Source organism: Streptomyces sp. HUAS MG56, from assembly GCF_058673395.1.
This window is the reverse complement of record NZ_CM178722.1, coordinates 3,322,552-3,342,637: the sequence shown is the minus strand read 5'-3', so window position 1 is coordinate 3,342,637 and position 20,086 is coordinate 3,322,552. Positions and strand designations below refer to the sequence as shown.

General features: G+C 72.1%; 19 protein-coding genes and 2 pseudogenes. 13 read left to right on the top strand and 8 right to left on the bottom strand.

The genetic code is table 11. The annotated features are described in order from the left end of the window. Nucleotides 1-149: 149 nt before the first annotated feature. The gene (locus AC4OXY_RS15915) at nucleotides 150-959 is read right to left on the bottom strand and encodes an NAD-dependent epimerase/dehydratase family protein (RefSeq protein WP_491994105.1); all 810 of its coding nucleotides are present in this window, start codon (nucleotides 957-959) and stop codon (nucleotides 150-152) included. Between the two features lie 212 nt (nucleotides 960-1,171). Between AC4OXY_RS15915 and AC4OXY_RS15910 the strand changes: the two genes are divergently transcribed. Further along, the gene (locus AC4OXY_RS15910; RefSeq protein ID WP_491994104.1) at nucleotides 1,172-2,113 is read left to right on the top strand and encodes a 5-dehydro-4-deoxyglucarate dehydratase; all 942 of its coding nucleotides are present in this window, start codon (nucleotides 1,172-1,174) and stop codon (nucleotides 2,111-2,113) included. Continuing rightward, nucleotides 2,110-3,291, top strand: coding sequence for a hypothetical protein (locus AC4OXY_RS15905; RefSeq protein ID WP_491994103.1), 1,182 nt, complete (start codon nucleotides 2,110-2,112; stop codon nucleotides 3,289-3,291). Before AC4OXY_RS15910 ends, AC4OXY_RS15905 begins: the two co-directional genes overlap by 4 nt. On the opposite strand, the gene AC4OXY_RS15900 is transcribed toward AC4OXY_RS15905, so the two are convergent. After that, nucleotides 3,210-4,460, bottom strand: coding sequence for an MFS transporter (locus tag AC4OXY_RS15900; protein WP_362818951.1), 1,251 nt, complete (start codon nucleotides 4,458-4,460; stop codon nucleotides 3,210-3,212). The genes AC4OXY_RS15905 and AC4OXY_RS15900 overlap by 82 nt on opposite strands. A 167-nt stretch (nucleotides 4,461-4,627) precedes the next feature. On the opposite strand from AC4OXY_RS15900, the gene AC4OXY_RS15895 reads away from it, so the two are divergent. From AC4OXY_RS15895 to AC4OXY_RS15865, 7 genes and pseudogenes are all read left to right on the top strand, one after another. Further along, the gene (locus AC4OXY_RS15895) at nucleotides 4,628-5,218 is read left to right on the top strand and encodes a TIGR03086 family metal-binding protein (RefSeq protein ID WP_356030980.1); all 591 of its coding nucleotides are present in this window, start codon (nucleotides 4,628-4,630) and stop codon (nucleotides 5,216-5,218) included. A 62-nt stretch (nucleotides 5,219-5,280) separates the two neighbouring features. After that, nucleotides 5,281-6,033 carry an MBL fold metallo-hydrolase gene (locus tag AC4OXY_RS15890; RefSeq protein ID WP_356030981.1) on the top strand — a complete coding sequence of 251 codons (753 nt, stop codon included), beginning with the start codon at nucleotides 5,281-5,283 and terminating at the stop codon, nucleotides 6,031-6,033. A 150-nt stretch (nucleotides 6,034-6,183) separates the two neighbouring features. Further along, nucleotides 6,184-6,849 carry a GntR family transcriptional regulator gene (locus tag AC4OXY_RS15885; protein ID WP_356030982.1) on the top strand — a complete coding sequence of 222 codons (666 nt, stop codon included), beginning with the start codon at nucleotides 6,184-6,186 and terminating at the stop codon, nucleotides 6,847-6,849. After that, nucleotides 6,846-7,757, top strand: a complete 912-nt coding sequence (locus AC4OXY_RS15880; protein WP_491994102.1) for a dihydrodipicolinate synthase family protein — start codon at nucleotides 6,846-6,848, stop codon at nucleotides 7,755-7,757. Before AC4OXY_RS15885 ends, AC4OXY_RS15880 begins: the two co-directional genes overlap by 4 nt. Then, nucleotides 7,745-9,487, top strand: coding sequence for an L-arabinonate dehydratase (gene araD / locus AC4OXY_RS15875; protein ID WP_491994101.1), 1,743 nt, complete (start codon nucleotides 7,745-7,747; stop codon nucleotides 9,485-9,487). Before AC4OXY_RS15880 ends, araD begins: the two co-directional genes overlap by 13 nt. Before the next feature lie 9 nt (nucleotides 9,488-9,496). Continuing rightward, nucleotides 9,497-10,237, top strand: a pseudogene (locus tag AC4OXY_RS15870) (carbohydrate ABC transporter permease). Between the two features lie 66 nt (nucleotides 10,238-10,303). After that, nucleotides 10,304-10,429: pseudogene (locus tag AC4OXY_RS15865) on the top strand (right-handed parallel beta-helix repeat-containing protein); the annotation flags it as partial. 11 nt (nucleotides 10,430-10,440) lie between these two features. Here AC4OXY_RS15865 and AC4OXY_RS15860 read toward each other — a convergent pair. Beyond that, nucleotides 10,441-10,614: a hypothetical protein gene (locus AC4OXY_RS15860; RefSeq protein WP_491994100.1), complete on the bottom strand. Its 174-nt coding sequence runs from the start codon at nucleotides 10,612-10,614 to the stop codon at nucleotides 10,441-10,443. A 256-nt stretch (nucleotides 10,615-10,870) separates the two neighbouring features. Further along, nucleotides 10,871-11,341 carry a hypothetical protein gene (locus AC4OXY_RS15855; RefSeq protein WP_491994099.1) on the bottom strand — a complete coding sequence of 157 codons (471 nt, stop codon included), beginning with the start codon at nucleotides 11,339-11,341 and terminating at the stop codon, nucleotides 10,871-10,873. A gap of 239 nt (nucleotides 11,342-11,580) precedes the next feature. Here AC4OXY_RS15855 and AC4OXY_RS15850 point away from each other — a divergent pair, with 239 nt between their 5' ends. Further along, complete coding sequence (locus AC4OXY_RS15850) at nucleotides 11,581-12,378, top strand: HAD family acid phosphatase (RefSeq protein ID WP_356030988.1); 798 nt, start codon at nucleotides 11,581-11,583, stop codon at nucleotides 12,376-12,378. A gap of 31 nt (nucleotides 12,379-12,409) precedes the next feature. On the opposite strand, the gene AC4OXY_RS15845 is transcribed toward AC4OXY_RS15850, so the two are convergent. Beyond that, nucleotides 12,410-13,249 carry a hypothetical protein gene (locus AC4OXY_RS15845; RefSeq protein WP_491994098.1) on the bottom strand — a complete coding sequence of 280 codons (840 nt, stop codon included), beginning with the start codon at nucleotides 13,247-13,249 and terminating at the stop codon, nucleotides 12,410-12,412. Then, entirely contained in the window at nucleotides 13,246-13,815 is a 570-nt protein-coding gene (locus AC4OXY_RS15840; protein ID WP_491994097.1) for a SigE family RNA polymerase sigma factor, read from the bottom strand. The genes AC4OXY_RS15845 and AC4OXY_RS15840 overlap by 4 nt, the downstream gene beginning before the upstream one ends. 168 nt (nucleotides 13,816-13,983) lie before the next feature. Between AC4OXY_RS15840 and AC4OXY_RS15835 the strand changes: the two genes are divergently transcribed. Further along, nucleotides 13,984-15,381, top strand: a complete 1,398-nt coding sequence (locus tag AC4OXY_RS15835) for an NCS2 family permease (RefSeq protein ID WP_356030991.1) — start codon at nucleotides 13,984-13,986, stop codon at nucleotides 15,379-15,381. Between the two features lie 18 nt (nucleotides 15,382-15,399). On the opposite strand, the gene AC4OXY_RS15830 is transcribed toward AC4OXY_RS15835, so the two are convergent. Further along, nucleotides 15,400-16,854: a peptidoglycan D,D-transpeptidase FtsI family protein gene (locus tag AC4OXY_RS15830; protein WP_491994096.1), complete on the bottom strand. Its 1,455-nt coding sequence runs from the start codon at nucleotides 16,852-16,854 to the stop codon at nucleotides 15,400-15,402. 95 nt (nucleotides 16,855-16,949) lie between these two features. Further along, the gene (locus AC4OXY_RS15825; RefSeq protein ID WP_356030993.1) at nucleotides 16,950-17,723 is read right to left on the bottom strand and encodes an IclR family transcriptional regulator; all 774 of its coding nucleotides are present in this window, start codon (nucleotides 17,721-17,723) and stop codon (nucleotides 16,950-16,952) included. A 173-nt stretch (nucleotides 17,724-17,896) separates the two neighbouring features. Between AC4OXY_RS15825 and AC4OXY_RS15820 the strand changes: the two genes are divergently transcribed. Next, complete coding sequence (locus AC4OXY_RS15820; RefSeq protein WP_491994095.1) at nucleotides 17,897-19,426, top strand: aldehyde dehydrogenase (NADP(+)); 1,530 nt, start codon at nucleotides 17,897-17,899, stop codon at nucleotides 19,424-19,426. 47 nt (nucleotides 19,427-19,473) lie between these two features. Further along, nucleotides 19,474-20,082 (top strand): DUF1349 domain-containing protein, encoded by a 609-nt coding sequence (locus tag AC4OXY_RS15815; RefSeq protein ID WP_491994094.1) that lies wholly within the window; start codon nucleotides 19,474-19,476, stop codon nucleotides 20,080-20,082. The last annotated feature ends 4 nt before the right edge of the window (nucleotides 20,083-20,086 follow it).

Here is a 20,086-nt window from a genome sequence, read left to right as displayed (position 1 = left end):
GGACCTGCGAGGCCGTGTCCGGCGGGGTGGGAGCGGGCGGCCCGGATGCCCGGACACGGCGGCGGGCGGGCCCGTTCGGTGCCCGCCCGCGCGCGTGGGCGACGGTTTTCCGCCGCCGGGAGCCTTCGTTCCGGACACCTTGCCCGGGGTCAGTACGGCCAGATCGGCGGGTCGCTCACGAAGTGCCCGCCCAGGTGGCCGTGGGCCGGGTTCGCCGGGTCCAGCTCGCCCTGCTCGGCGATCAGCTTGCCGGCGTACGGCTCGGAGTCGTCCTGCGGCGCGTAACCGAGCGCCCGCGCGGTGCTCAGGTCCCACCACAGCCGGGTGTTGGCGGAGGAGCCGTAGACGACCGTGTGGCCGACCTTCTCGGCGGTCAGGGCCGCGTGGAAGAGACGGGCGCCGTCGGCCGGGCTCATCCACACCGAGAGCATGCGCACGCTGGTCGGCTCCGGGAAGCAGGAGCCGATGCGCACCGAGACGGTCTCCAGGCCGTGCTTGTCCCAGTACAGCTGGGCGAGATCCTCACCGAAGGACTTGGACAGGCCGTAGAAGGTGTCAGGGCGGCGCGGGGTGTCGACCGGGATGAGCGGCTCGCCCGCGCGTGGGGCGGGGGTGAAGCCGACGGCGTGGTTGGAGGAGGCGAAGACGATCCGGGGCACCCCTTCCTGGCGGGCCGCCTCGTAGAGGTTGTAGGTGCCCTCGATGTTCGCCTTCAGGATCTTCTCGAACGGGGCTTCCAGGGAGATGCCCGCGAGGTGGAGGACCGCGTCCACGCCCCGCACCGCCTCGCGCACCGCCGCCGTGTCGGCGAGGTCGGCGGTGATCGCGTCCGGCGCGCCCTCGACGGGGCGCACGTCGAACAGGCGCAGCGTGTAGCCGTACTCCGGCAGCAGGGACCGCATCAGGGTGCCGAGCCCGCCGGCGGCGCCGGTGAGCAGGACGGTGCGGGGAGCGGGCATCCTGGGTTCTCCTTGTGGCCGACATTCACATACATGGACAAGTTAGAGAGCCGTGACCGTCAGCGTCAAGTGTCGCGTGAACGCGGCGAATCCACCCCGGAGTTGCGCGTTTGGCTGCTTGACCTGCCGTAAGAGGGCCCCTTAGCGTGGTCGCGTTCAGAAATGTAGACGTTAATCAGAAACATGCACCGGTGTTTCTCAAGGGAGAGCTCGTGACGCCAGCCCCTCTCACCGAACGGCTCAGCGACCCGAGCGGGCCGCTCTTCTTCCCCGTCACGGCCTACGGCCCGGGCGGCGCCCTCGACCTCGACGTCTACCGCACCCATGTACGCCGCGGTGTCGAGGCCGGCGGCGCCGCCGTGTTCGCCTGCTGCGGCACCGGAGAGTTCCACGCGCTGCTGCCGGAGGAGTTCCGGGACTGCGTCCGGGCGGCCGTCGAAGCCGCCGAGGGGCGCGTGCCGGTGGTCGCGGGCGCCGGGTACGGCACCGCGCTCGCCGTCCGCTACGCGCGCCTGGCCGAGGAGGCGGGCGCCGACGGCCTGCTCGCCATGCCGCCGTACCTCGTCAGGGCCGGCCAGGAGGGCCTGCTGCGGCACTACCGCGAGGTCGCCGCCGCCACGGCCCTGCCGGTCATCGTCTACCAGCGCGACAACGCCGTCTTCACCCCGCCCACGGTGGTCGCACTCGCCCGCACCGACGGGATCATCGGCCTCAAGGACGGCCTCGGCGACCTCGACCTCATGCAGCGCATCGTCAGCGCCGTGCGCACCGAGGCCCCCGGCGACTTCCTCTACTTCAACGGCCTGCCCACCGCCGAGCAGACCCAGCTCGCGTACCGCGCGCTCGGCATCACCCTGTACTCCTCGGCCGTCTTCTGCTTCGCCCCCGAGATCGCCCGCGCCTTCCACCGCGCCCTCGCACAGGGCGACACGGCGACCGTGCGGCGCCTCCTGGACGGCTTCTACCGCCCGTTCGTGGAACTGCGCGCCCAGGGCCACGGCTACGCCGTCTCCCTCGTCAAGGCGGGCGTACGACTGCGCGGCCTGGACGTCGGCGAGGTCCGGCCCCCGCTGCAACAACCGTCGGAGGACCACGTCAAGCAGCTCGCCCAGCTGATCGAGCGCGGGTACGCACTCCTGGAGGAGGGCCGGTGAAGGCGTCGGCGTTCGTCTACCCCTGGGACGTCAACGGCGACCCCGCGGCCCCCGCGCGCGTGGCCGGGCTCGGGATGGAGCAGGTGACCCTCGCCGCCGCCTACCACTCCACCCGCACCCTGACCCCCCGCCACCCCCGCCACCGCATCGTCACCGCCGAGTACGCGGCCGCCCTCTACCCGCCCGGCGACCGCTGGACGGGCCGCGGCCTGCGCCCCTACCCCGCCGGTCGCTGGGCCCCGGGCGACGCCTACGGCGAGGCGGCACGGGCCCTGGCCGCGGCCGGGCTGGAGGTGCACACCTGGGTCGTGCTCGCGCACAACTCCCGCCTGGGCGCCGAGCATCCGGACATCTCCGTCGTCAACGCCTACGGCGACCGCTACCCCTGGGCGCCCTGCATCGCCCAGCCCGCCACGCGCGCGTACCTGGTCGACCTCGCCGCCGAGGCCGCCGTACGTCCGGGTGCGCACGGCACCGAGCTGGAGTCCCTCGGCTGGTACGGGCTCCAGCATCTGCACGCCCACGACAAGACCGGCGGGGTCGGCCTCGGCGAGGCCGGGCAGTACCTGATGGCCCTGTGCTTCTGCCCGGCCTGCCGCGACGGGTACGGCGAACAGGGCCTCGCCCCCGACCGGTTGGCGGCATCCGTGCGCGACGCCCTGGAGCCGCTGTGGCGGGGCACGGCGGACGACGAGGGCTGGCCGACCGTCGTCAAGCTGCTCGGCGAGGAGCCGGCCGCCCGCACGCGCGCGTGGCGCGAGGAGACCGCCGGCAGCCTTCAGGAGGAGGCCGTCGCCGCCGTCCGCGCCGCCGCACCGGCCGGCTTCCGGATCCTGCTGCACGCCGACCCGGTCTCCCACCACTGCGGCGCCAACGCCGGCGTCGACCCCGCGCGCGTGCTCGCCGTCGCCGACGGCGTCGTGGTGCCGTGCACCGGCGGCACCGGCCTGCTGGCGCCCTTCGCCGCACACGCCCGCGAGGGGACGGTGATCGCCGCCAACCTCACCGTGGTGTCCGGGATGGGCGGCAGCCCCGGCACCCTCGCGCAGGACGCGGCACGCGCGCGTGCGCAGGGCGCGACGGAACTGCGGCTGTATCACGCCGGGTTGGCGTCGGACGACGACCTCGACGCGGTACGGGAGGCGCTGTCCGCGCTGTCCGGGCCGGCCGCGCGCTGAGCCGTCGCGGCCGCCGTCAGCAGCAGCGCGAGGCCGTAGAGGGGCAACAGCAGCGCGGGGGAGGCCAGTTCGACCAGGCCCGCGCCGACGCCCAGCCCGATGACGTTGGGCGTGAAGACGAGGGTGTTGGCAGTGGCCGTCGCCCGGCCCAGCAGCGGGCCGGGCGTCTCCCGCTGGACGGCGGTGAACACCGCGACGAGCACACAGGGCAGCGCCAGCCCGGTCGCCGCGGCGGACACGAGGGCCACCGCGTCCGAGGGCACCGCCCGCGCGGCCACCGCGACCGCGTTCAGCGCGATGCCCGCCGCCGCGAGCCGGCGTCCGCCGAGGCGCCGCAGCGCGGCCCCCGCCACGAGCCCGGCCGCCACCGACCCCGCGCCCTGGACGGCGTACAGCACGCCCGTGTAGGCGGGGGAGCGGCCGAGCCGGTCCACGACGGCGTACACCGTCGTGGCGCTCAGCGAGCCGAGCAGCATCGTCGTACCGCCGGCCGCGACGAGCGGACGCAGCCCGGGGTGCCCCCACAGGTGCCGCGCCCCGTCGGCGGTCTCCCGCCACCAGCCCTGCCCGGACCGTACGGGCCGCTCCTCGCGCACCCGCAGCAGGGCGACCAGACCGGCGCAGACCACGAAGGTGGCCGCGTCCAGACAGGCGACCGCCGGACCGCCGAGGGCCGCGTACAGGCCCGCCCCGGTCAGCGGGGCGACCAGCTTCATGCCCTCCGTGACGGTCATCCGCAGCCCGTTGAAATCGCCGAGGAGGTCCTCGTCGACGGCGGCGGTCACCAGCCCCGCCACGGCGGCCTCGGCGACGACCGCCACCGTGCCGTACAGCAGCAGGACGGTGAACAGCAGCCACAGCCCGCCGGGGGAGCGGACGGCGAAGAGCGTGAGGAGGACGGCGGCGAGTCCCAGGTCCATGCGGACCAGCAGGGGCCCCCGGCGCACCCGGTCGGCGACGGTGCCGAGCACCGGGCCCGCGAGGGTGGGCGCCCACATGGCGAGCATGCACAGGGCGGCCAGGCCGTCGGACCCGGTGAGGTCCTTGACCCACACACCCGAGGCCAGCCACAGCGAGGAGGTGCCGAAGGCGGACACCGTCAGGGCGGTGAGATACAGCCCCGCGTTGCGGTCCCGCAGGACGCGCGGCAGGGTCCAGGAAGTCGTCATGCCTGGTCATCGTGGAGCTAAGGGGGGTCGGCGGGGATCGGTGAGGTGCCCTATTTCCCTCGCGGACGCGAACGGGAACGGGCGGGACCGATGAGTTTCCGCGCGCCGGCCGGTCTGTCCTTCGTACGGGAGCACAGGTATCGCGACCCTGAAGGAGTGAGGCAGACATGACCACGTTCGACCTCGGACCCCAGACCAGAGCCGTGGCGCGGCTCGCCGAGTCCGTGACCGACGAGCAGCTGGCCGGCCCGACCCCCTGCCCGGACCTGGCGGTGCGCAACCTGCTGGGCCACCTGCTGGGACTGTCCGTGGCCTTCCGCGACGCGGCGCGCAAGGACCTCGGCCCCACGACCGACACCAACCCGAACGCCGCCGTCCCGGACATCGGCCCCGGCTGGCGCGAGGAACTGCCCAAGGCGCTGGACGAGCTGGCCGACGCCTGGCGCGACCCGGCCGCGTGGACCGGGGACACCCGGGCCGGCGGCGTGGACCTGCCGGCGGCGGTCGCGGGCGCGGTCGTCGCCGACGAACTGGTCGTCCACGGGTGGGACCTGGCGCGCGCCACGGGCCAGGACTACGCCCCCGACCCGGCCGCGCTGGGCTCGGCGCTCACGTTCCTGCGTGCCGCCGCGAATGATCCGAACCGCGGGAACGGGCTGTTCGGGCCGGTGGTCGAGGTGCCGGAGTCCGCGACGCTGCTGGACCGGACGATCGGGCTGAGCGGCCGGGACCCCGGGTGGCGGCCGGTGCCGGCCTGACAACACGCAGGAGGGCCCGAGTTGCCGCGTGTCCGGTTCACCCGGCGCCGTACTCTCGTCCCATGCCCCTCACCCTCACCGTCCTCGGCACCGCCTCCCCGCACCCCGGGCCCGACCGGCCGTGCTCGGGGTACCTGCTGGCCGGTGGGGGCGCCGAGGTGTGGGTGGATGCGGGGCCCGGGTCGTTCGCGGAATTGCAGCGGCACACGGATCCGGCGCGGCTGACCGCGATCTGGATCTCCCATCTGCACGCGGACCACAGCGCCGATCTGCTCGCCGCCGCCTACGCCTTCGCCTTCGGCGGGGCGACCCCGCACGCGCCGATCCCCGTGTACGCCCCGCAGGACTGCGCCCAGAGGCTGGCCGGCTTCCTCGGGCGGGCGGACGTCGACTTCCTCAAGGGCGTCCTCGACTTCCGCGCCCTGTACGACGGCCACGACGTCCGGCACTGGAACCTGCGGCTGACCGCCCGTGCCGTCGCCCACGACACCGAGGCGTACGGACTGCGCGCCGAGTGCCAGGGCAGTGTCCTCGCGTACTCCGGGGACAGCGGGCCGTGCGCGGCGCTCGGTGAACTCGCCTCCCGCGCCGACCTGTTCCTGTGCGAGGCCGACATCGACGCCCATCGCGAAGGCGAACAGGTGCACCTCACGCCGGAGGACGCCGGGCGCATCGCCCGGGAGGCGCGGGTGCGCGAGCTGCTCGTCACCCACGTCGGTCCCACGCTCACCCGCGAGGCGGCCACCGCGCGCGCCGCCGCGGTCGCGGGCCGGCCCACCCGCGCCGCCGTCGAGGGCGACACCCGCACCTGCTGAGGCACCCCGGCCCGGAACCCCGACGTCCTCCGAGGCCCCCGGCTTCCTTTGTCAGAAGCATTGACGAAACACGGGCCCCCTCCTACCTTCAACGCGTCGTACTTCATACGTCATATATGAGACGCGATATGTGAGATCCGAGAGGGCCGCATGACCTCAGTGCCCACCCCGATCCCGTCCCGCACGCAGTACGTGCTGGACGCGATCAAACACCGCATCCTCACCGGGCAGTTGACGCCCGGTCAGGCTCTGGTCGAGACGGAGCTGGCCGCGCAGTTCGGGGTCTCCAAGACCCCGGTGCGCGAGGCGCTGAAGACCCTCGCCGGGACCGGGCTGGTCGTGATGAGCCAGTACAAGGGCGTCACGGTGCGCATGGTGGACGCGGACATGGCACGCGAGGTCTACGACGTACGGCTCCTGCTGGAGCCCGAGGCGCTGCGCAGGGCCGTCCGGCGCGGCGCCCGTCTCGACGCCGCGCGCGACGCGCTGGCCCGTGCCGATGGCGCCACCGACACCGCCGAACGCTCCCTGGCCAACCGGGAGTTCCACCGCGCGCTGTACCTGCCGTGCGGCAATCCACTGCTCGGCCGGATGCTCGACGAGGTCCGCGACCAGGCCGCCCTCGTCTCCGCCGTCGCCTGGGCCACCGACCCCTCCTGGGAGCGGGAGGCCGCCGAGCACCGGGAGATCCTGCGGCTCGCGCTCGCCGGCGACGCCGACGCGGCCGCCGGCGCCCTGCACGCCCACATCGCGTCCTTCGTCCAGCGCGCGTTCCCCTCGGACGGCGACCCCCACTCAGAGGAAGGCCATGCATGAGCAGCGTGACGTTCGAGAGCAGGCGGGCGGCCCTGGCCGACGTGGTGGCCATCCCGGTGACCCCGTTCGCCGCGGACGGCTCCGTCGACACCGGCGCCCACCGGGCCCTGCTGCGCCGCCTGCTCGGCGGCGGGATCACGACCCTCACCCCGAACGGCAACACCGGCGAGTTCTACGCCCTCGCCCCCGAAGAACGCCGTCTGGTCGCCGAGCTGACCGTCGAGGAGGCCGGGGAGCGCGCGGCGGTCCTCGTCGGCGTCGGACACGACCTGCCCACCGCCATCGCCTCCGCCCGGCACGCGCGCGACCTCGGCGCCGGGATGGTCATGGTCCACCAGCCCGTGCATCCCTACGTCTCGGCGGCCGGCTGGGTCGACTACCACCGAGCCATCGCCGAGTCCGTGCCCGAGCTGGGCGTGGTGCCGTACCTGCGCAGCGCCCAGCTGCCCGGCGCCCGGCTCGCCGAACTCGCCGACCACTGCCCGAACGTCATCGGCGTGAAGTACGCCGTACCGGACGCCGCCCGCTTCGCCGCCTTCGCGCGCGACGCCGGCCTCGATCGCTTCGTCTGGGTCGCCGGACTAGCCGAGCCGTACGCCCCCTCCTACTTCTCGGCGGGCGCCACCGGCTTCACCTCCGGCCTCGTGAACGTTGCCCCGGCCGTCTCGCTGAACATGCTCGAAGCGCTGAGATCCGGCGACCACCCGGCCGCCATGAAGGTCTGGGAGCAGATCCGCCGCTTCGAGGAACTGCGCGCCGCCCACGGCTCGGCCAACAACGTCACCGTCGTCAAGGAGGCCCTCGCCTCGCTCGGCCTGTGCCGCCGCGACGTGCGCCCGCCGGGCCGGCCGCTGCCCGAGGACGAGCGTGCCGAGGTCGCCGCCATCGCCGCCGGATGGCCGATATGAGCGCCCCGCGCAAGCGCCCCGAGGACCTGAGAAGCCACCGGTGGTACGGCACCGACGGCCTGCGCTCCTTCAGTCACCGCGCCCGCACCCGCCAGCTCGGCTACCTCCCCGAGGAGCACCTCGGCAAGCCGGTCATCGCGATCCTCAACACCTGGTCCGACATCAACCCGTGCCATGCGCACCTGCGCGACCGTGCGCAGGCCGTGAAGCGGGGGGTGTGGCAGGCGGGGGGCTTCCCGCTCGAATTCCCGGTCTCCACGCTCAGCGAGACCTTCCAGAAGCCGACCCCGATGCTCTACCGCAACCTCCTCGCGATGGAGACCGAGGAGCTGCTGCGCTCCTACCCCGTCGACGGCGCGGTCCTCATGGGCGGCTGCGACAAGTCGACGCCCGCCCTGCTCATGGGCGCGGCGAGCGCCGACCTCCCGGCCGTCTTCGTCCCGGCCGGGCCCATGCTCCCGGGCCACTGGCGCGGCGAGGTCCTCGGCTCCGGCACCGACATGTGGAAGTACTGGGACGACAAGCGCGCCGGCCTCATCGGCGACTGCGAGATGGCCGAGCTGGAGAGCGGTCTGGCCCGCTCGCCCGGCCACTGCATGACCATGGGCACGGCGTCCACGCTGACGGCCGCCGCCGAGGCCCTCGGCGTGACCGTGCCGGGCGCGTCCAGCATTCCGGCGGTGGACTCGGGGCACGACCGGATGGCGGCGCGGGCGGGCCTGACCGCCGTCGAACTCGTGCACCGGGACCGCCGGTTGAGCTACCTCCTCACCCGGGACGCCTTCGAGGACGCCGTCACCACCGTGCTCGGGCTCGGCGGCTCCACCAACGCCGTGATCCATCTGATCGCCATGGCCGGCCGGGCGGGCGTGCGGCTCACCCTGGACGACTTCGACCGGATCGCCCGCACGGTGCCCGTCCTCGCCAACGTCCGCCCCGGCGGCCGGACCTACCTCATGGAGGACTTCCACTTCGCCGGCGGCCTGCCCGGCTTCCTCTCCCGGATCCCGGACCTGCTCCACCTCGACCGGCCGACGGTCGCGTACGACACCCTGCGCGAGCAGCTCGACGGCGCCCGGGTGCACCACGACGACGTCATCCGGACCCGCGACAACCCGGTCGCGCGCGAGGGCGGGGTCGCCGTACTGCGCGGCAACCTCTGCCCGGACGGCGCGGTCATCAAGCACATCGCCGCCGAGCCCCACCTGCTCAAGCACACCGGCCCGGCGGTCGTCTTCGACGACTACCGGACCATGCAGCGCACCATCGACGACCCCGCGCTCGGCATCACCGCCGACAGCGTGCTGGTGCTGCGCGGCTCGGGCCCCAAGGGCGGTCCGGGCATGCCCGAGTACGGCATGCTGCCCATCCCGGACCACCTGCTGAAGCAGGGGGTGCGCGACATGGTCCGGATCTCCGACGCCCGGATGAGCGGCACGAGTTACGGCGCCTGCGTGCTGCACGTCGCCCCGGAGTCGTACGTCGGCGGACCGCTGGCGCTGGTGCGCACCGGCGACCTCATCACCCTCGACGTCGCGGCACGCACCCTCCGACTCGACGTCGACGACGAGGAGTTGGCGCGCCGCCGGGCGCAGTGGACAGCGCCGCCCGTGCGCCACGAGCGCGGATACGGCGCGCTCTACGCCGAGCAGATCACCCAGGCGGACACCGGCTGCGACTTCGAGTTCCTCGCGCGGCCGGGCACGGTGCGGGAACCGTACGCGGGCTGAGCCCGGCAACTGCCCGCGCGACCCCGGTGGCGCCGTGCCTCCGCGACCCCGCGCAGGCTGCCGTACCTGCTGATCGCCCCGGCGGCCCTGCTGATGCTGGGCTTCATCGTCTACCCGGTGCTCAGCGTCTTCTCCTACAGCCTGTAGAACGACAACCCCACCAAGCCGTGACGGAACGGCTTCGCGGGCCTCGGCAACTTCACCCAGGCCTTCGCCCACGACCTCCAGTTCTGGGACACGCTGACCTTCAGCGCCAAGTGGGTCGTGGTGGAAGCCGGGTTGCAGCTGCTGTTCGTACTCGCGCTCGCCCTCATCGTCAACCAGACCTTCGTCGGGCGGTCGCTGGGCCGCGCCCTGGTCTTCTCCCCGTGGGCCGTCTCCGGCGTGCTGACCTCCGCGATCCGGGTGATGCTCTACAACTCCCAGACGGGCACCACCCGTTACCTCGCCGACGCGGGGCTCGGGTCGTACGGCACCAGCTGGCTCTCGGACACCTCGACCGTCTTCCCGGCGGCGGTCGTCGCCGACCTGTGGCGGGGCGTGCCCTTCTTCGCGATCCTCATCCTCGCCGACCTCCAGTCCGTCTCCGAGGACCTGCTCTACACCCTGACCGGCGGCGGCCCGGCGGGGGAGACCACGACCCTTCCCCTCTGCATCGCCCGCACCAGCGTCGACGTGGCGTTCGTGATCCTGCGCTTCTGCTCGATCGTCTATCTGCGGCTGAGCAAGTTCGGAGGTGAGACCAAGTGATCACCGAGATCGCTCCCGCGGCGGAGCAGCGCACGGCGCCCGCGCCGGCCCGGCCCCGCGGCGGACGCCGCGCCTGGGACGAGGTCCCGCGTCGGCAGAACCGTCTACAACGCCCGTAAGCCGGACGGCTCACTGCCGGCCACGACGTTCCTGACGACGGGCGGCACGACGATCGGCGCGACCATGAACTGAACGCCTGAGGACTACCGGGACGCCACGAAGGGGCGGAACCGCGCCAGGGCGTCCCGGTAGTCCCCGGCGACGGGATCGCCGGAAGGCAGGGGGTGGACCCGCAGAAGGTCCTCGGCGGCGTCCAGTGCCGCGGCGGCGAGTTCGGGCCCGGTGGTCCGACCGAGGAGCCCGTCCCGCCCGGACACGGACACATGGTGCTCGGCCGCCGCAGAACGAGCGTGAACGACGTGTCGACCCCGTTGTACCGGAGGTACCGGACGTCGCCCCGCAGAAAGCCGCGGAGCTGGTCCAGCAGGGTGACGACCGACAGGTGGATCATCATGCCCTGATCCGGAACACGGCCGGCCGAGTCGGCCGTGCCGAGGTCCCCGGTGACGACCATGTCCCCCAGGTCGAAGCCGGTGGCCTCCCCCTGCCCCGGCCGCACACTGCACCGCACGGTCACCGGGCCCAGCCCGTGTCGCCGCCCCACACCGCCTCCAGATCGTCGCACCGCACCGTGACGGTAGCGTCGGTCAACTCGATCTCGTGGACGCAGCCGCCGTTCTCGTCGGGAAGCACCTCGTCCAGGAGCACCGTGTCGACCGCCATCCAGTCGATGGCACGGTGGTAGTCGACGGCGAAGTGCCGCACCCCCGAGTAGCTGACGCGCAGCCCGGAGTCGTGCTTCCACCGGTTGGGCGCGAACTCCAGCACCAGCCCCCCGCTCCTGTCGGTCGCGAGCCGCACCTCGGCCAGCTCCAGGTCCTTCACACAGCGGGTGGCACCGGGAATGTCGTAGTGCCCGGGATCGGACACGAAGGCCCAGGCGCCGGACGGCAACTCGCCTCGCAGGCGCGGCAGTTCATGGAGATAGGCGCGGGGGTCGAGGAAGAACCCGTGCTGTTCCCAGTGCACGTCGACGAATTTCATGCTCACGATCCTCCCCCCTCGACCGGACCGCTCGGGTCACCCCGAGGGCGCTCGGCGGTCACCTCCGTGACCTGGGCCCGGAGTTGGCGCGCGGCGGGGAAGTCCGCCGCAAGGAGGGTGGCGTGTCGTGGGACCGTCATCGTATCGATCGGGTAACACCGCTCGCCCAGCAGGGTGTGATGCGCGTAGACAGTCCGTGACCTGGTACATCACTCTCAACAACCGGATCCGGAGTTTTCATGCGGAAGTCCCACAGAGTCGCCGCCGTCGGAGCCGCCTGCGCCATCGCCGGTGCCGCGCTGTACGGCGCGGGTGCGGCCGGTGCCCGGCAGTCGACCGCCGACTCGACCCACGAGCCCTACAACATCGGGCAGTTGGTGAAGGACATCGACACCTACTACGGCACCACCGCCGACAGCAACGGTGTCTACCAGGCGTCGCCCGACAGCCCGTACGCCAAGGACCTGGCGCGCATCGACGCCGACGCCAGGGCCTACATCGACAGGGCCGCCCGCAAGGCGCACCGGCACGGCGAGAAGCCGGCCGTCATGTTCGACATCGACGACACACTGCTGCTCAGCCTGGACTACGAGAAGCGGTACAACTACACGTACAACTCCACCACGTGGAACGACTACGTGAACCGCGCCGACCGGCCGGCCGTCTTCGGCAGCCCCGAACTGGTCCGCTACGCGCAGTCCAGGGGCGTCGAGGTCTTCTACAACTCCGGCCTCACCGAGGCCCAGCGCACCGCCGCCGTCGCCAACCTGAAGAAGGTCGGCGCCGATGTGAACCTCGACGCCGACCACATGTTCCTCAAGAACGCCGCCAACCCGCCCGCTTACCTGAGCGGTTGCGCCACGCAGGGCAGCTGGAAGTGCACGACCGTGCAGTACAAGTCCGGCACCCGCCGGCACATCGAGGACGACCTCGGCTACGAGATCATCGCCAACTTCGGCGACCAGTACTCGGACCTGGACGGCGGCTTCGCCGACCGGACGTACAAGCTGCCGAACCCGACGTACTTCGTGTCCTGACGGCCGTACCGCGTTTCTCCCGGGGGCGCGGTCAGCCGTGCTTCGCGAAGTCGCCCTTCACCGCATAGCCGGTGCCGTCCGCGGTGCCCGTGACGGTGTAGCCGTCGGCCTTCGCGTCCCGGCCGCCGCGCCCGTGGTCGTACTGTCCCGCGAACACCCACTCGCCCGCCGGGACCGTACGGCCCTCCTTGAGGGTCCAGGTGTAGACGAGGAAGCCGCCCCGCTCCTCGACCGTCTGCGTGAAGTCCGTCTCCGGCAGGGAGCGCCAGGCGCCCGTGGAGGACACTCCACCGGTCTGAGCGACCTTCAACTCGACCGTGAGCGAGCTCAGTTGCTTCGACGTCCTCAGGGTCAGATCGCTCTGTGCCCAGAAGTCGTTGCTGTGCGGGTCGACCGAGCCGTCCGACCACAGGGGGCCCTGCTGTTCGCTGCGGGCCACGGGCGGCCGCGCGGAGGCGTCCGGCGTGCGGGACGGGGAGGAAACCGGCGCGCGCGTCGCGTGGGTGGCGCCCGCGCCGGGCGCCGGGCTCGTGGTGCCCGCCGACGGGTGAGCGGTCGTCGCGTGCGGCGTCGGGGTCGGGGTCGGCGAGACCGCGACCGTCTGTTGCGCGGGAGACCTGTCCCGCACGGCGGACGCCACCGCGTACCCGCCGACCGTCAGCACGCTCGCGACCGCCGCGGTGGCCCCGACCACCCGGGCCCAGCCCCACGCCGGCGGGCGGGTGGCCCGGCGGTCGGGGCGGGGGGAGCCGGCGGGCGCGGCCATGCCGCGCTCCACGCGGGCCAGGATGCGCGCACGGTCCGGCTCGTGGACCCCGGCCGCCTCGTGCAGCCGGGCGCGCAGCTCGTCGTGCACGTCCTGCTGCCTCATCGGTTTCTTCCTCCGCTCTCGCCGGTCCGGGCGGCCGTCGCCGCGTGCACCCGCCGCGGATCGCCCCGGGGGCCGAGCAGCCGTCGCAGCTCGGCCATGCCCTTGGACGTCTGGCTCTTCACCGTACCCACCGACACCCCGAGTGCGAGGGCGGTGTCCTTCTCCGAGAGGTCGAACGCGTGCCGCAGCACCACACAAACCCGTTTGCGGAACGGCAGTCCCCGCAGCGCCTCCCGCACGTCCACCACACCGGCCACGTCCGGGTCCTCGGTCCGCTCCTCGCGGTGCGACCAGAACAGCGCGATCCGGCGCCGCTCGCGCACGGCGCTGCGGATCCGGGTGCGGGCCAGGTTGGCGACCACGCCGCGCGCGTACGCCACCGGGTGGTCGGCGGCGCGGACCCGGTCCCAGCGGTGCCACAGCGCCAGCAGCGCGTCCGCCGCGAGATCGTCCGCGGCGTCGGACTCGCCGGTCAACAGGTAGGCCAGGCGGGAGAGTTCGGCGTAGTGCCGTTCGAAGAAGGCGCGGAACTCCACGGAGGCGGCGTCGTCGACGACTGTGCCCACGGGTGACCTCTTCTCGGTGCGGCTCTCGGGTGACGGTACGGGATGTCGGACAACGTATGGTCCACCGAACCAGATTCCGTAACACAGGGAAAACCTGAAACAGGTTGAACAGGGGAACAATCCAGCCAGCATCCGCAAGCCGATCACCAGGTCACGAGGAGTGGCACGATGTCAGTGGACCGGTATTTCCGGATCTCCGAGCGGGGATCCACGTTCGGCCGGGAGATACGCGGCGGCTTCGCCACGTTCTTCACCATGGCCTACATCCTTGTCCTGAATCCGATCATCCTGGGAAGCGCCAAGGACAAGTACGGGCACACGCTCGACACCGGCCAACTCGTCACCGCCACCGCGCTGGTGGCGTGTGTGATGACGATCATCATGGGCGTCGGCGGCAACCTGCCGCTCGCGATCGCCGCCGGCCTCGGCCTGAACGCCGTCGTCGCCTTCCAGCTCGCCCCGCTGATGAGCTGGCCCGACGCGATGGGCCTCGTCGTCCTGGAAGGCCTGATCATCTGCCTCCTGGTCCTCACCGGGCTCCGGGAAGCGATCATGAACGCGATCCCGCACCAGCTGAAGCAGGCCATCGGCGTCGGCATCGGCCTGTTCATCGCGTTCATCGGCTTCGTCGACGCCGGGTTCGTCAGCCGCATCCCGGACGCCGCGAACACCACCGTGCCCGTGCAGCTCGGCGCCGTCGGACGCCTCACCGGCTGGCCCGTGCTGGTCTTCTGCCTCGGTGTGCTGCTGACCATCGCCCTGCTCGCCCGCAAGGTGAAGGGCGCGATCCTCATCAGCATCGTGACGATGACCGTTGTCGCGATCGTCATCGACTCCGTCGCCGGCATCAAGAGCTGGGGCCTGACCACGCCCAAGGTCCCGGACCGGATCGTCGCCGCCCCGGACTTCGGACTCATCGGTCACTTCAGCGTGTTCGGCGGCTTCGGCAAGGCCGGTGTGCTCACCGCCGTCCTGCTCGTCTTCACCCTGATCCTGTCGGACTTCTTCGACGCCATGGGCACGATCGTCGGCATCAGCGCCGAGGCCGGGCTGCTGGACGAGCGGGGCCAGGTGCCCGGCATCGGCCGCGTGCTGTTCATCGACGGCGCCGCCGCCGTCGCGGGCGGCCTCGGCTCCGCCTCCTCCAACACCGCCTACATCGAGTCGGCGGCCGGCGTCGGCGAGGGCGCCCGCACCGGCCTCGCCAACCTCGTCACCGGCGGCCTCTTCGGCCTCGCCCTCTTCCTCACCCCGCTGCTCACCATCGTCCCGCTCCAGGCGGCGGCGCCCGCGCTGATCGCGGTGGGCTTCCTGATGATGACCCACGTCAAGCACATCGACTGGGACCGGTACGAGATCGCGATCCCGGCGTTCCTCACGATCGCCGCGATGCCGTTCACCTACTCCATTACCGACGGCATCGGAGCCGGTTTCGTGGCCTACGTGCTCATCAAGACGGTGCTGGGGAAGGCGAAGGAGGTCAACTGGCTGCTGTGGGGGGTCTCGGCGCTGTTCCTCGTGTACTTCGCCATCGACCCCGTGGAGCAGATCCTCGGGGTGAAGTGAGGGGTGAGGCGCGGCGGCCTACGTCAGCGCCGCCCGCATCATCGCCTTCGCCACCGGTGCCGCCAGGCCGTTGCCGCTGACTTCCGACCTCGCCGCGTCCGACTGCTCGACCAGCACCGCGACGGCGACTTCCTTGCCGCTGCTGTCGGACGTGCCGAAGGACGTGAACCAGGCGTACGGCGTCTTGCTGTTGTTCGGGCCGTGCTGGGCGGTGCCGGTCTTGCCGCCGACGGTGACGCCGTCGATCAGGGCGTTCGTGCCGGTGCCGTCCTTGACCACCGTCTCCATCGCCGACTGGAGCTGCTCGGCGGTGGAGGAGCTGACGATCTCCTTGGTCCCGGCGTCGGAGTCGTAGTCCTTCACCACATCGCCGCCGCTGTCGGTGATCTGGGACACCATGTGCGGCGAGACCAGCTTGCCGCCGTTGGCTATGGCCGCGGACACCATGGCCATCTGGAGCGGGGTCGCCGTGACGTCGAACTGGCCGATGCCGGACAGTCCGGTCTGCGCCTTGTCCATGTGCGACGGGTAGACGCTGGCGTAGGCCCGCACCGGCACATCGAGCTTGTCGTCGTTGAAGCCGAACTTCTCGGCCATGGCCCTCACCTTGTCCTGCCCGAGGTCGACGGCCATCTTGCCGAAGACGTTGTTGCAGGAGTACTGCAGGGCGACCCGGATGGAGGCGTTCTCGCACGGGGCCGACGGGTTCTCGTTGGCCAGCGGCCGCACCGTGCCCGGCAGGGTGTACGGGTTGGGGCTGGCGGTGTGTTCGTCCACGTTCTTGTAGAGCCCGTCCTCCAGCGCGGCCGCCGCCACGACCAGCTTGAACGTCGAACCCGGCGGCAGCGGCTGGCGCAGCGCCCGGTTGGTCAGCGGCTTGTTCTTGTCCGCGTTGAGCTGCTTCCAGGCGGCACCGGCCGTGTTGGCGTCGGTCAGCGAGGAGGGGTCGTACGACGGCGTCGACACCGCCGCGAGGATCTTGCCGGTCTTCGGGTCGATCGCGACGGCCGCGCCCTTCTTGTCACCGAGGGCCTGGTAGGCGGCCTTCTGGACGGCCGGGTCTATCGTGGTGAGCACGTTGCCCGGGTCGGCCCGCTCGCCGGTGAGCGTGCTCAGCACGGTCTTCAGCTTGGGATCCGTGCCGTTGAGCAGGTCCTGGTAGATGCCCTCCAGTTGGGTGGGGGCGTAGGCCTGCGAGGCGTAGCCCGTCACCGCGGCGTAGAGCTTGCCGTCCGTGTACGTCCGCTTGTAAGCGAGATCGCTCCCTGTCGTCCGCGTCGAGCCGGTGATCGCGTTTCCGGCCACGATGATGTTCCCGAGCGGCCGCGAGTACGTCTCGATCGCGCCCCGTCGGTTGTCGTTGTCGTCCGCGAGGGCCTTGCCGTCGTAGAACTGCACCCACGTCGCCCTGACCAGCAGAGCGAGTACGAGCAGCATCGTGAAGACGGACGCCCGCCTGATCGTCTTGTTCATCCCGCTCAGGAGGACGAGCGAGAAGGGGCCGATCGTTCCCGTACGCCCGATTTCTTATCGAACGCTCAGGAACACCGGCCCCGCACGGCGTCCGGTCAGAGCCTGCGCGTCGCGAGCGTCAGCCGGTCGCGGGCGTCGAACAGCGCGTCCTTGATCATCTGCTCGTGGGCGGGCGTGAGCCGGGCCACCGGCACCGAGCAGCTGATCGCGTCCCGGGCCGGGGTGCGGTACGGGATCGCCACGCCGAAGCAGCGCAGGCCGAGCGTGTTCTCCTCGCGGTCGACCGCGAAGCCCTGCTCCCGCACCTGGTGCAGCTCCTCGATGAGCCTCTCGCGGTCGGTGATCGTGTGCTCGGTCAGCGCCGGGAGGGTCTCCGGGAGGAGCTTGCGTACCTGCTCGTCGGCGTACGTGGCGAGGATCGCCTTGCCGAGCGAGGTGGAGTGCGCGGGCAGCCGGCGGCCGACACGGGTGAAGGGGCGCAGATAGTGCTGGGACTGGCGGGTGGCCAGATAGACGACGTTCGTGCCGTCGAGGCGCGCCAGGTGGATCGTCTCCGTGGTGTCGTCCGACAGCCGGTCCAGCGTCGGGCGGGCCGCGGCCACCACCTCGTCGCCGTCGATGTACGACGTGCCGACCAGCAGCGCCCGCACCCCGATGCCGTACCGCGTGCCCGTCGCGTCCGTCTCCACCCAGCCCAGCTCCACGAGGGTGCGCAGCAGCATGTACAGGCTGGACTTGGGGTATCCCACGGCCTCCTGGACCGCCGCGAGGGAGTGCATGCCAGGGCGGCCGGCGAAGTACTCGAGCAGCTCAACGGTCCGTACCGCGGACTTGACCTGCGCCCCGCCCCCTGCGTCGCCTGCCGTCATCGCCCTTGACCCCTTCGTTCGACGAGACCTGGATGTTCGGGGCCCTGGATATTCAGGACCCGGGATATGTAGTCTCCGAGCAGTGAATTCATCATCAGAGACAGCGTTCAGTATATCGAACGCGGCTGATGGGTGACCCAGTTAAGCGCAGTCTCGTCTGGAGAGGACCCGCGGTGGCAGCAGCACCAGTCTGGAGTGTCGACCCGCGCACCGGGAAGCAGCGTGAACAGGTTGCGGTGGAGGCCACAGCCCAGGAGGTGGACGCCGTGGTCCGGGCGGCACACGCCGCGCGCGGCGCCCTCACCGACCGCACGGTCCGCGCCGCCTTCCTGCGCTCCGCCGCCGACGGCCTGGACGCGGCCAGGGACGGCCTCGTCGAGACCGCCGACGCCGAGACCGCGCTCGGCCCGGTCCGGCTCACCGGCGAACTCGCCCGCACCAGCTACCAGTTGCGGGCCTTCGCCGGCATCGTCGACGAGGGCGCCTTCCTCGACGTCGTCATCGACCACCCCGACGACACCGCCACCCCGCCCGTCCCGGACCTGCGCCGCTACAAGGTGCCGCTCGGCGTCGTCGCCGTCTACTCGGCCTCCAACTTCCCCTTCGCCTTCTCCGTCGCCGGCGGCGACACCGCGAGCGCGCTCGCCGCGGGCTGCCCCGTCGTCGTCAAGGCCCACCCCGACCACCCGGCCCTGTCCGAGCTGGTCGCCAAGGTGCTGCGCCGGGCCGCCGCCGCACACGGCATCCCCGAAGGCGTCGTCGGCCTCGTGCACGGCTTCGAGGCGGGCATCGAGCTGATCAGGCACCCGCAGATCGCGGCCGCGGGCTTCACCGGTTCCGTACGGGGCGGGCGGGCGCTCTTCGACGCCGCCGCCGCGCGCCCGGCGCCGATCCCGTTCCACGGCGAACTCGGCTCGCTCAACCCGGTCCTCGTGACCGAGGCGGCCGTCGCCGAGCGCGCCGAGGCGATCGGCACCGGGCTCGCCGGCTCCATGACCCTCGGGGCCGGGCAGTTCTGCGTCAAGCCCGGCCTGGTGCTCGTACCGTCCGGCGCGGCCGGGGACCGGCTGGTCAAGTCCCTCACCGACGCGGTCAGCGACACCGACGCGGGGGTCCTGCTCGACCACCGCATGCGGGACAACTTCGTCGCCGGGGTCGAGGAGCGGGCCCGCCTCGCGGACGTCGACTCGCCCGTCACACCCGGCGCGGGCGGCGAGCACACGGTCAGCGCGGGGTTCCTCACGGTGCCGGCGGCGAAGCTGACCGAGGAGGGCGCCTACGACCTGCTGCTGGAGGAGTGCTTCGGGCCGGTCTCGGTCGTGGCCCGCTACGCGGACGAGGCCGAGGCGAGCGCCGTGCTCTCGCGGCTGCCGGGCAACCTGACCGCCACGGTCCAGGTGTCCGCGGAGGAGGCCGCCGGGCAGGGCCGGGGACCGGAGCTGCTCGCCTCGCTGACCCCGCTGGCCGGGCGCGTGGTCGTGAACGCGTGGCCGACGGGCGTCGCCGTGGCGCCGGCCCAGCACCACGGCGGACCGTACCCGGCCACGACCTCCACGTCCACGTCCGTGGGCGGTACGGCCATCGAGCGCTGGCTGCGCCCGGTGGCCTACCAGAACGCGCCCACCGCACTGCTGCCCGCCGAGCTGACGGACGAGAACCCGCTGGGGCTTCCCAGGCGGTTCAACGGGGTCCTGGAGCGGTAGGCGGGAAGACCCGGGCCGGCTCGGAAGTCCCCTGACACAATCGGACGATGGACGTGGAACTCCCCGAACTCCCCTTCCCCCTGCGCACCTACGGCCCCGAAGGGCACTGGTCCTACGAGGACGGCGTGCTGACCGGCTGGGCCGGTCCCCGGCAGGACCGGTTCGTCCCGCCCACCGGTGCGGCCCTCGACCCCGCCGCCGACGCGCCCCGGCTGCTGGGGGCACCCGAGGGGGACTTCCAGCTGATCGCCCGGGTGACCGTGGGGTTCCGGGCGGCCTTCGACGCCGGCGTGCTGTACGTGCACGTCGGCGAACGGGCCTGGGCCAAGCTGTGCCTGGAGTACTCCCCGGACGTGCCCACCGTCTGCACGGTGGTCACCCGGGGACACTCCGACGACTGCAACTCCTTCACGGTGGACGGAAGTTCGATCTGGCTGCGGATCAGCCGCACCGGCCGGGCCTTCGCCTTCCACGCCTCCCGGGACGGCGAGACCTGGACCTTCGTCCGGCTCTTCACCCTGGGCGACGAGAAGGAGACCGGCGACGCGCTGGTCGGGTTCATGACGCAGTCGCCGATGGGGGAGGGGTGTGTGGTGACGTACGACCACATCGAGGTCAGACCGAGCTGGCCCCAGGACCTGAGGGACGGGAGTTAGCGGG

What these genes read in the sequence shown, in the direction of transcription:
- AC4OXY_RS15915 (WP_491994105.1), bottom strand. Translation starts at nt 959, where the DNA reads ATGCCCGCTCCCCGCACCGTCCTGCTCACCGGCGCCGCCGGCGGGCTC.
- AC4OXY_RS15900 (WP_362818951.1), bottom strand. Translation starts at nt 4,460, where the DNA reads ATGACGACTTCCTGGACCCTGCCGCGCGTCCTGCGGGACCGCAACGCG.
- AC4OXY_RS15895 (WP_356030980.1), top strand. Translation starts at nt 4,628, where the DNA reads ATGACCACGTTCGACCTCGGACCCCAGACCAGAGCCGTGGCGCGGCTC.
- AC4OXY_RS15890 (WP_356030981.1), top strand. Translation starts at nt 5,281, where the DNA reads ATGCCCCTCACCCTCACCGTCCTCGGCACCGCCTCCCCGCACCCCGGG.
- AC4OXY_RS15885 (WP_356030982.1), top strand. Translation starts at nt 6,184, where the DNA reads ATGACCTCAGTGCCCACCCCGATCCCGTCCCGCACGCAGTACGTGCTG.
- AC4OXY_RS15880 (WP_491994102.1), top strand. Translation starts at nt 6,846, where the DNA reads ATGAGCAGCGTGACGTTCGAGAGCAGGCGGGCGGCCCTGGCCGACGTG.
- araD (WP_491994101.1), top strand. Translation starts at nt 7,745, where the DNA reads ATGGCCGATATGAGCGCCCCGCGCAAGCGCCCCGAGGACCTGAGAAGC.
- AC4OXY_RS15855 (WP_491994099.1), bottom strand. Translation starts at nt 11,341, where the DNA reads ATGAAATTCGTCGACGTGCACTGGGAACAGCACGGGTTCTTCCTCGAC.
- AC4OXY_RS15850 (WP_356030988.1), top strand. Translation starts at nt 11,581, where the DNA reads ATGCGGAAGTCCCACAGAGTCGCCGCCGTCGGAGCCGCCTGCGCCATC.
- AC4OXY_RS15845 (WP_491994098.1), bottom strand. Translation starts at nt 13,249, where the DNA reads ATGAGGCAGCAGGACGTGCACGACGAGCTGCGCGCCCGGCTGCACGAG.
- AC4OXY_RS15835 (WP_356030991.1), top strand. Translation starts at nt 13,984, where the DNA reads ATGTCAGTGGACCGGTATTTCCGGATCTCCGAGCGGGGATCCACGTTC.
- AC4OXY_RS15830 (WP_491994096.1), bottom strand. Translation starts at nt 16,854, where the DNA reads ATGAACAAGACGATCAGGCGGGCGTCCGTCTTCACGATGCTGCTCGTA.
- AC4OXY_RS15825 (WP_356030993.1), bottom strand. Translation starts at nt 17,723, where the DNA reads ATGACGGCAGGCGACGCAGGGGGCGGGGCGCAGGTCAAGTCCGCGGTA.
- AC4OXY_RS15815 (WP_491994094.1), top strand. Translation starts at nt 19,474, where the DNA reads ATGGACGTGGAACTCCCCGAACTCCCCTTCCCCCTGCGCACCTACGGC.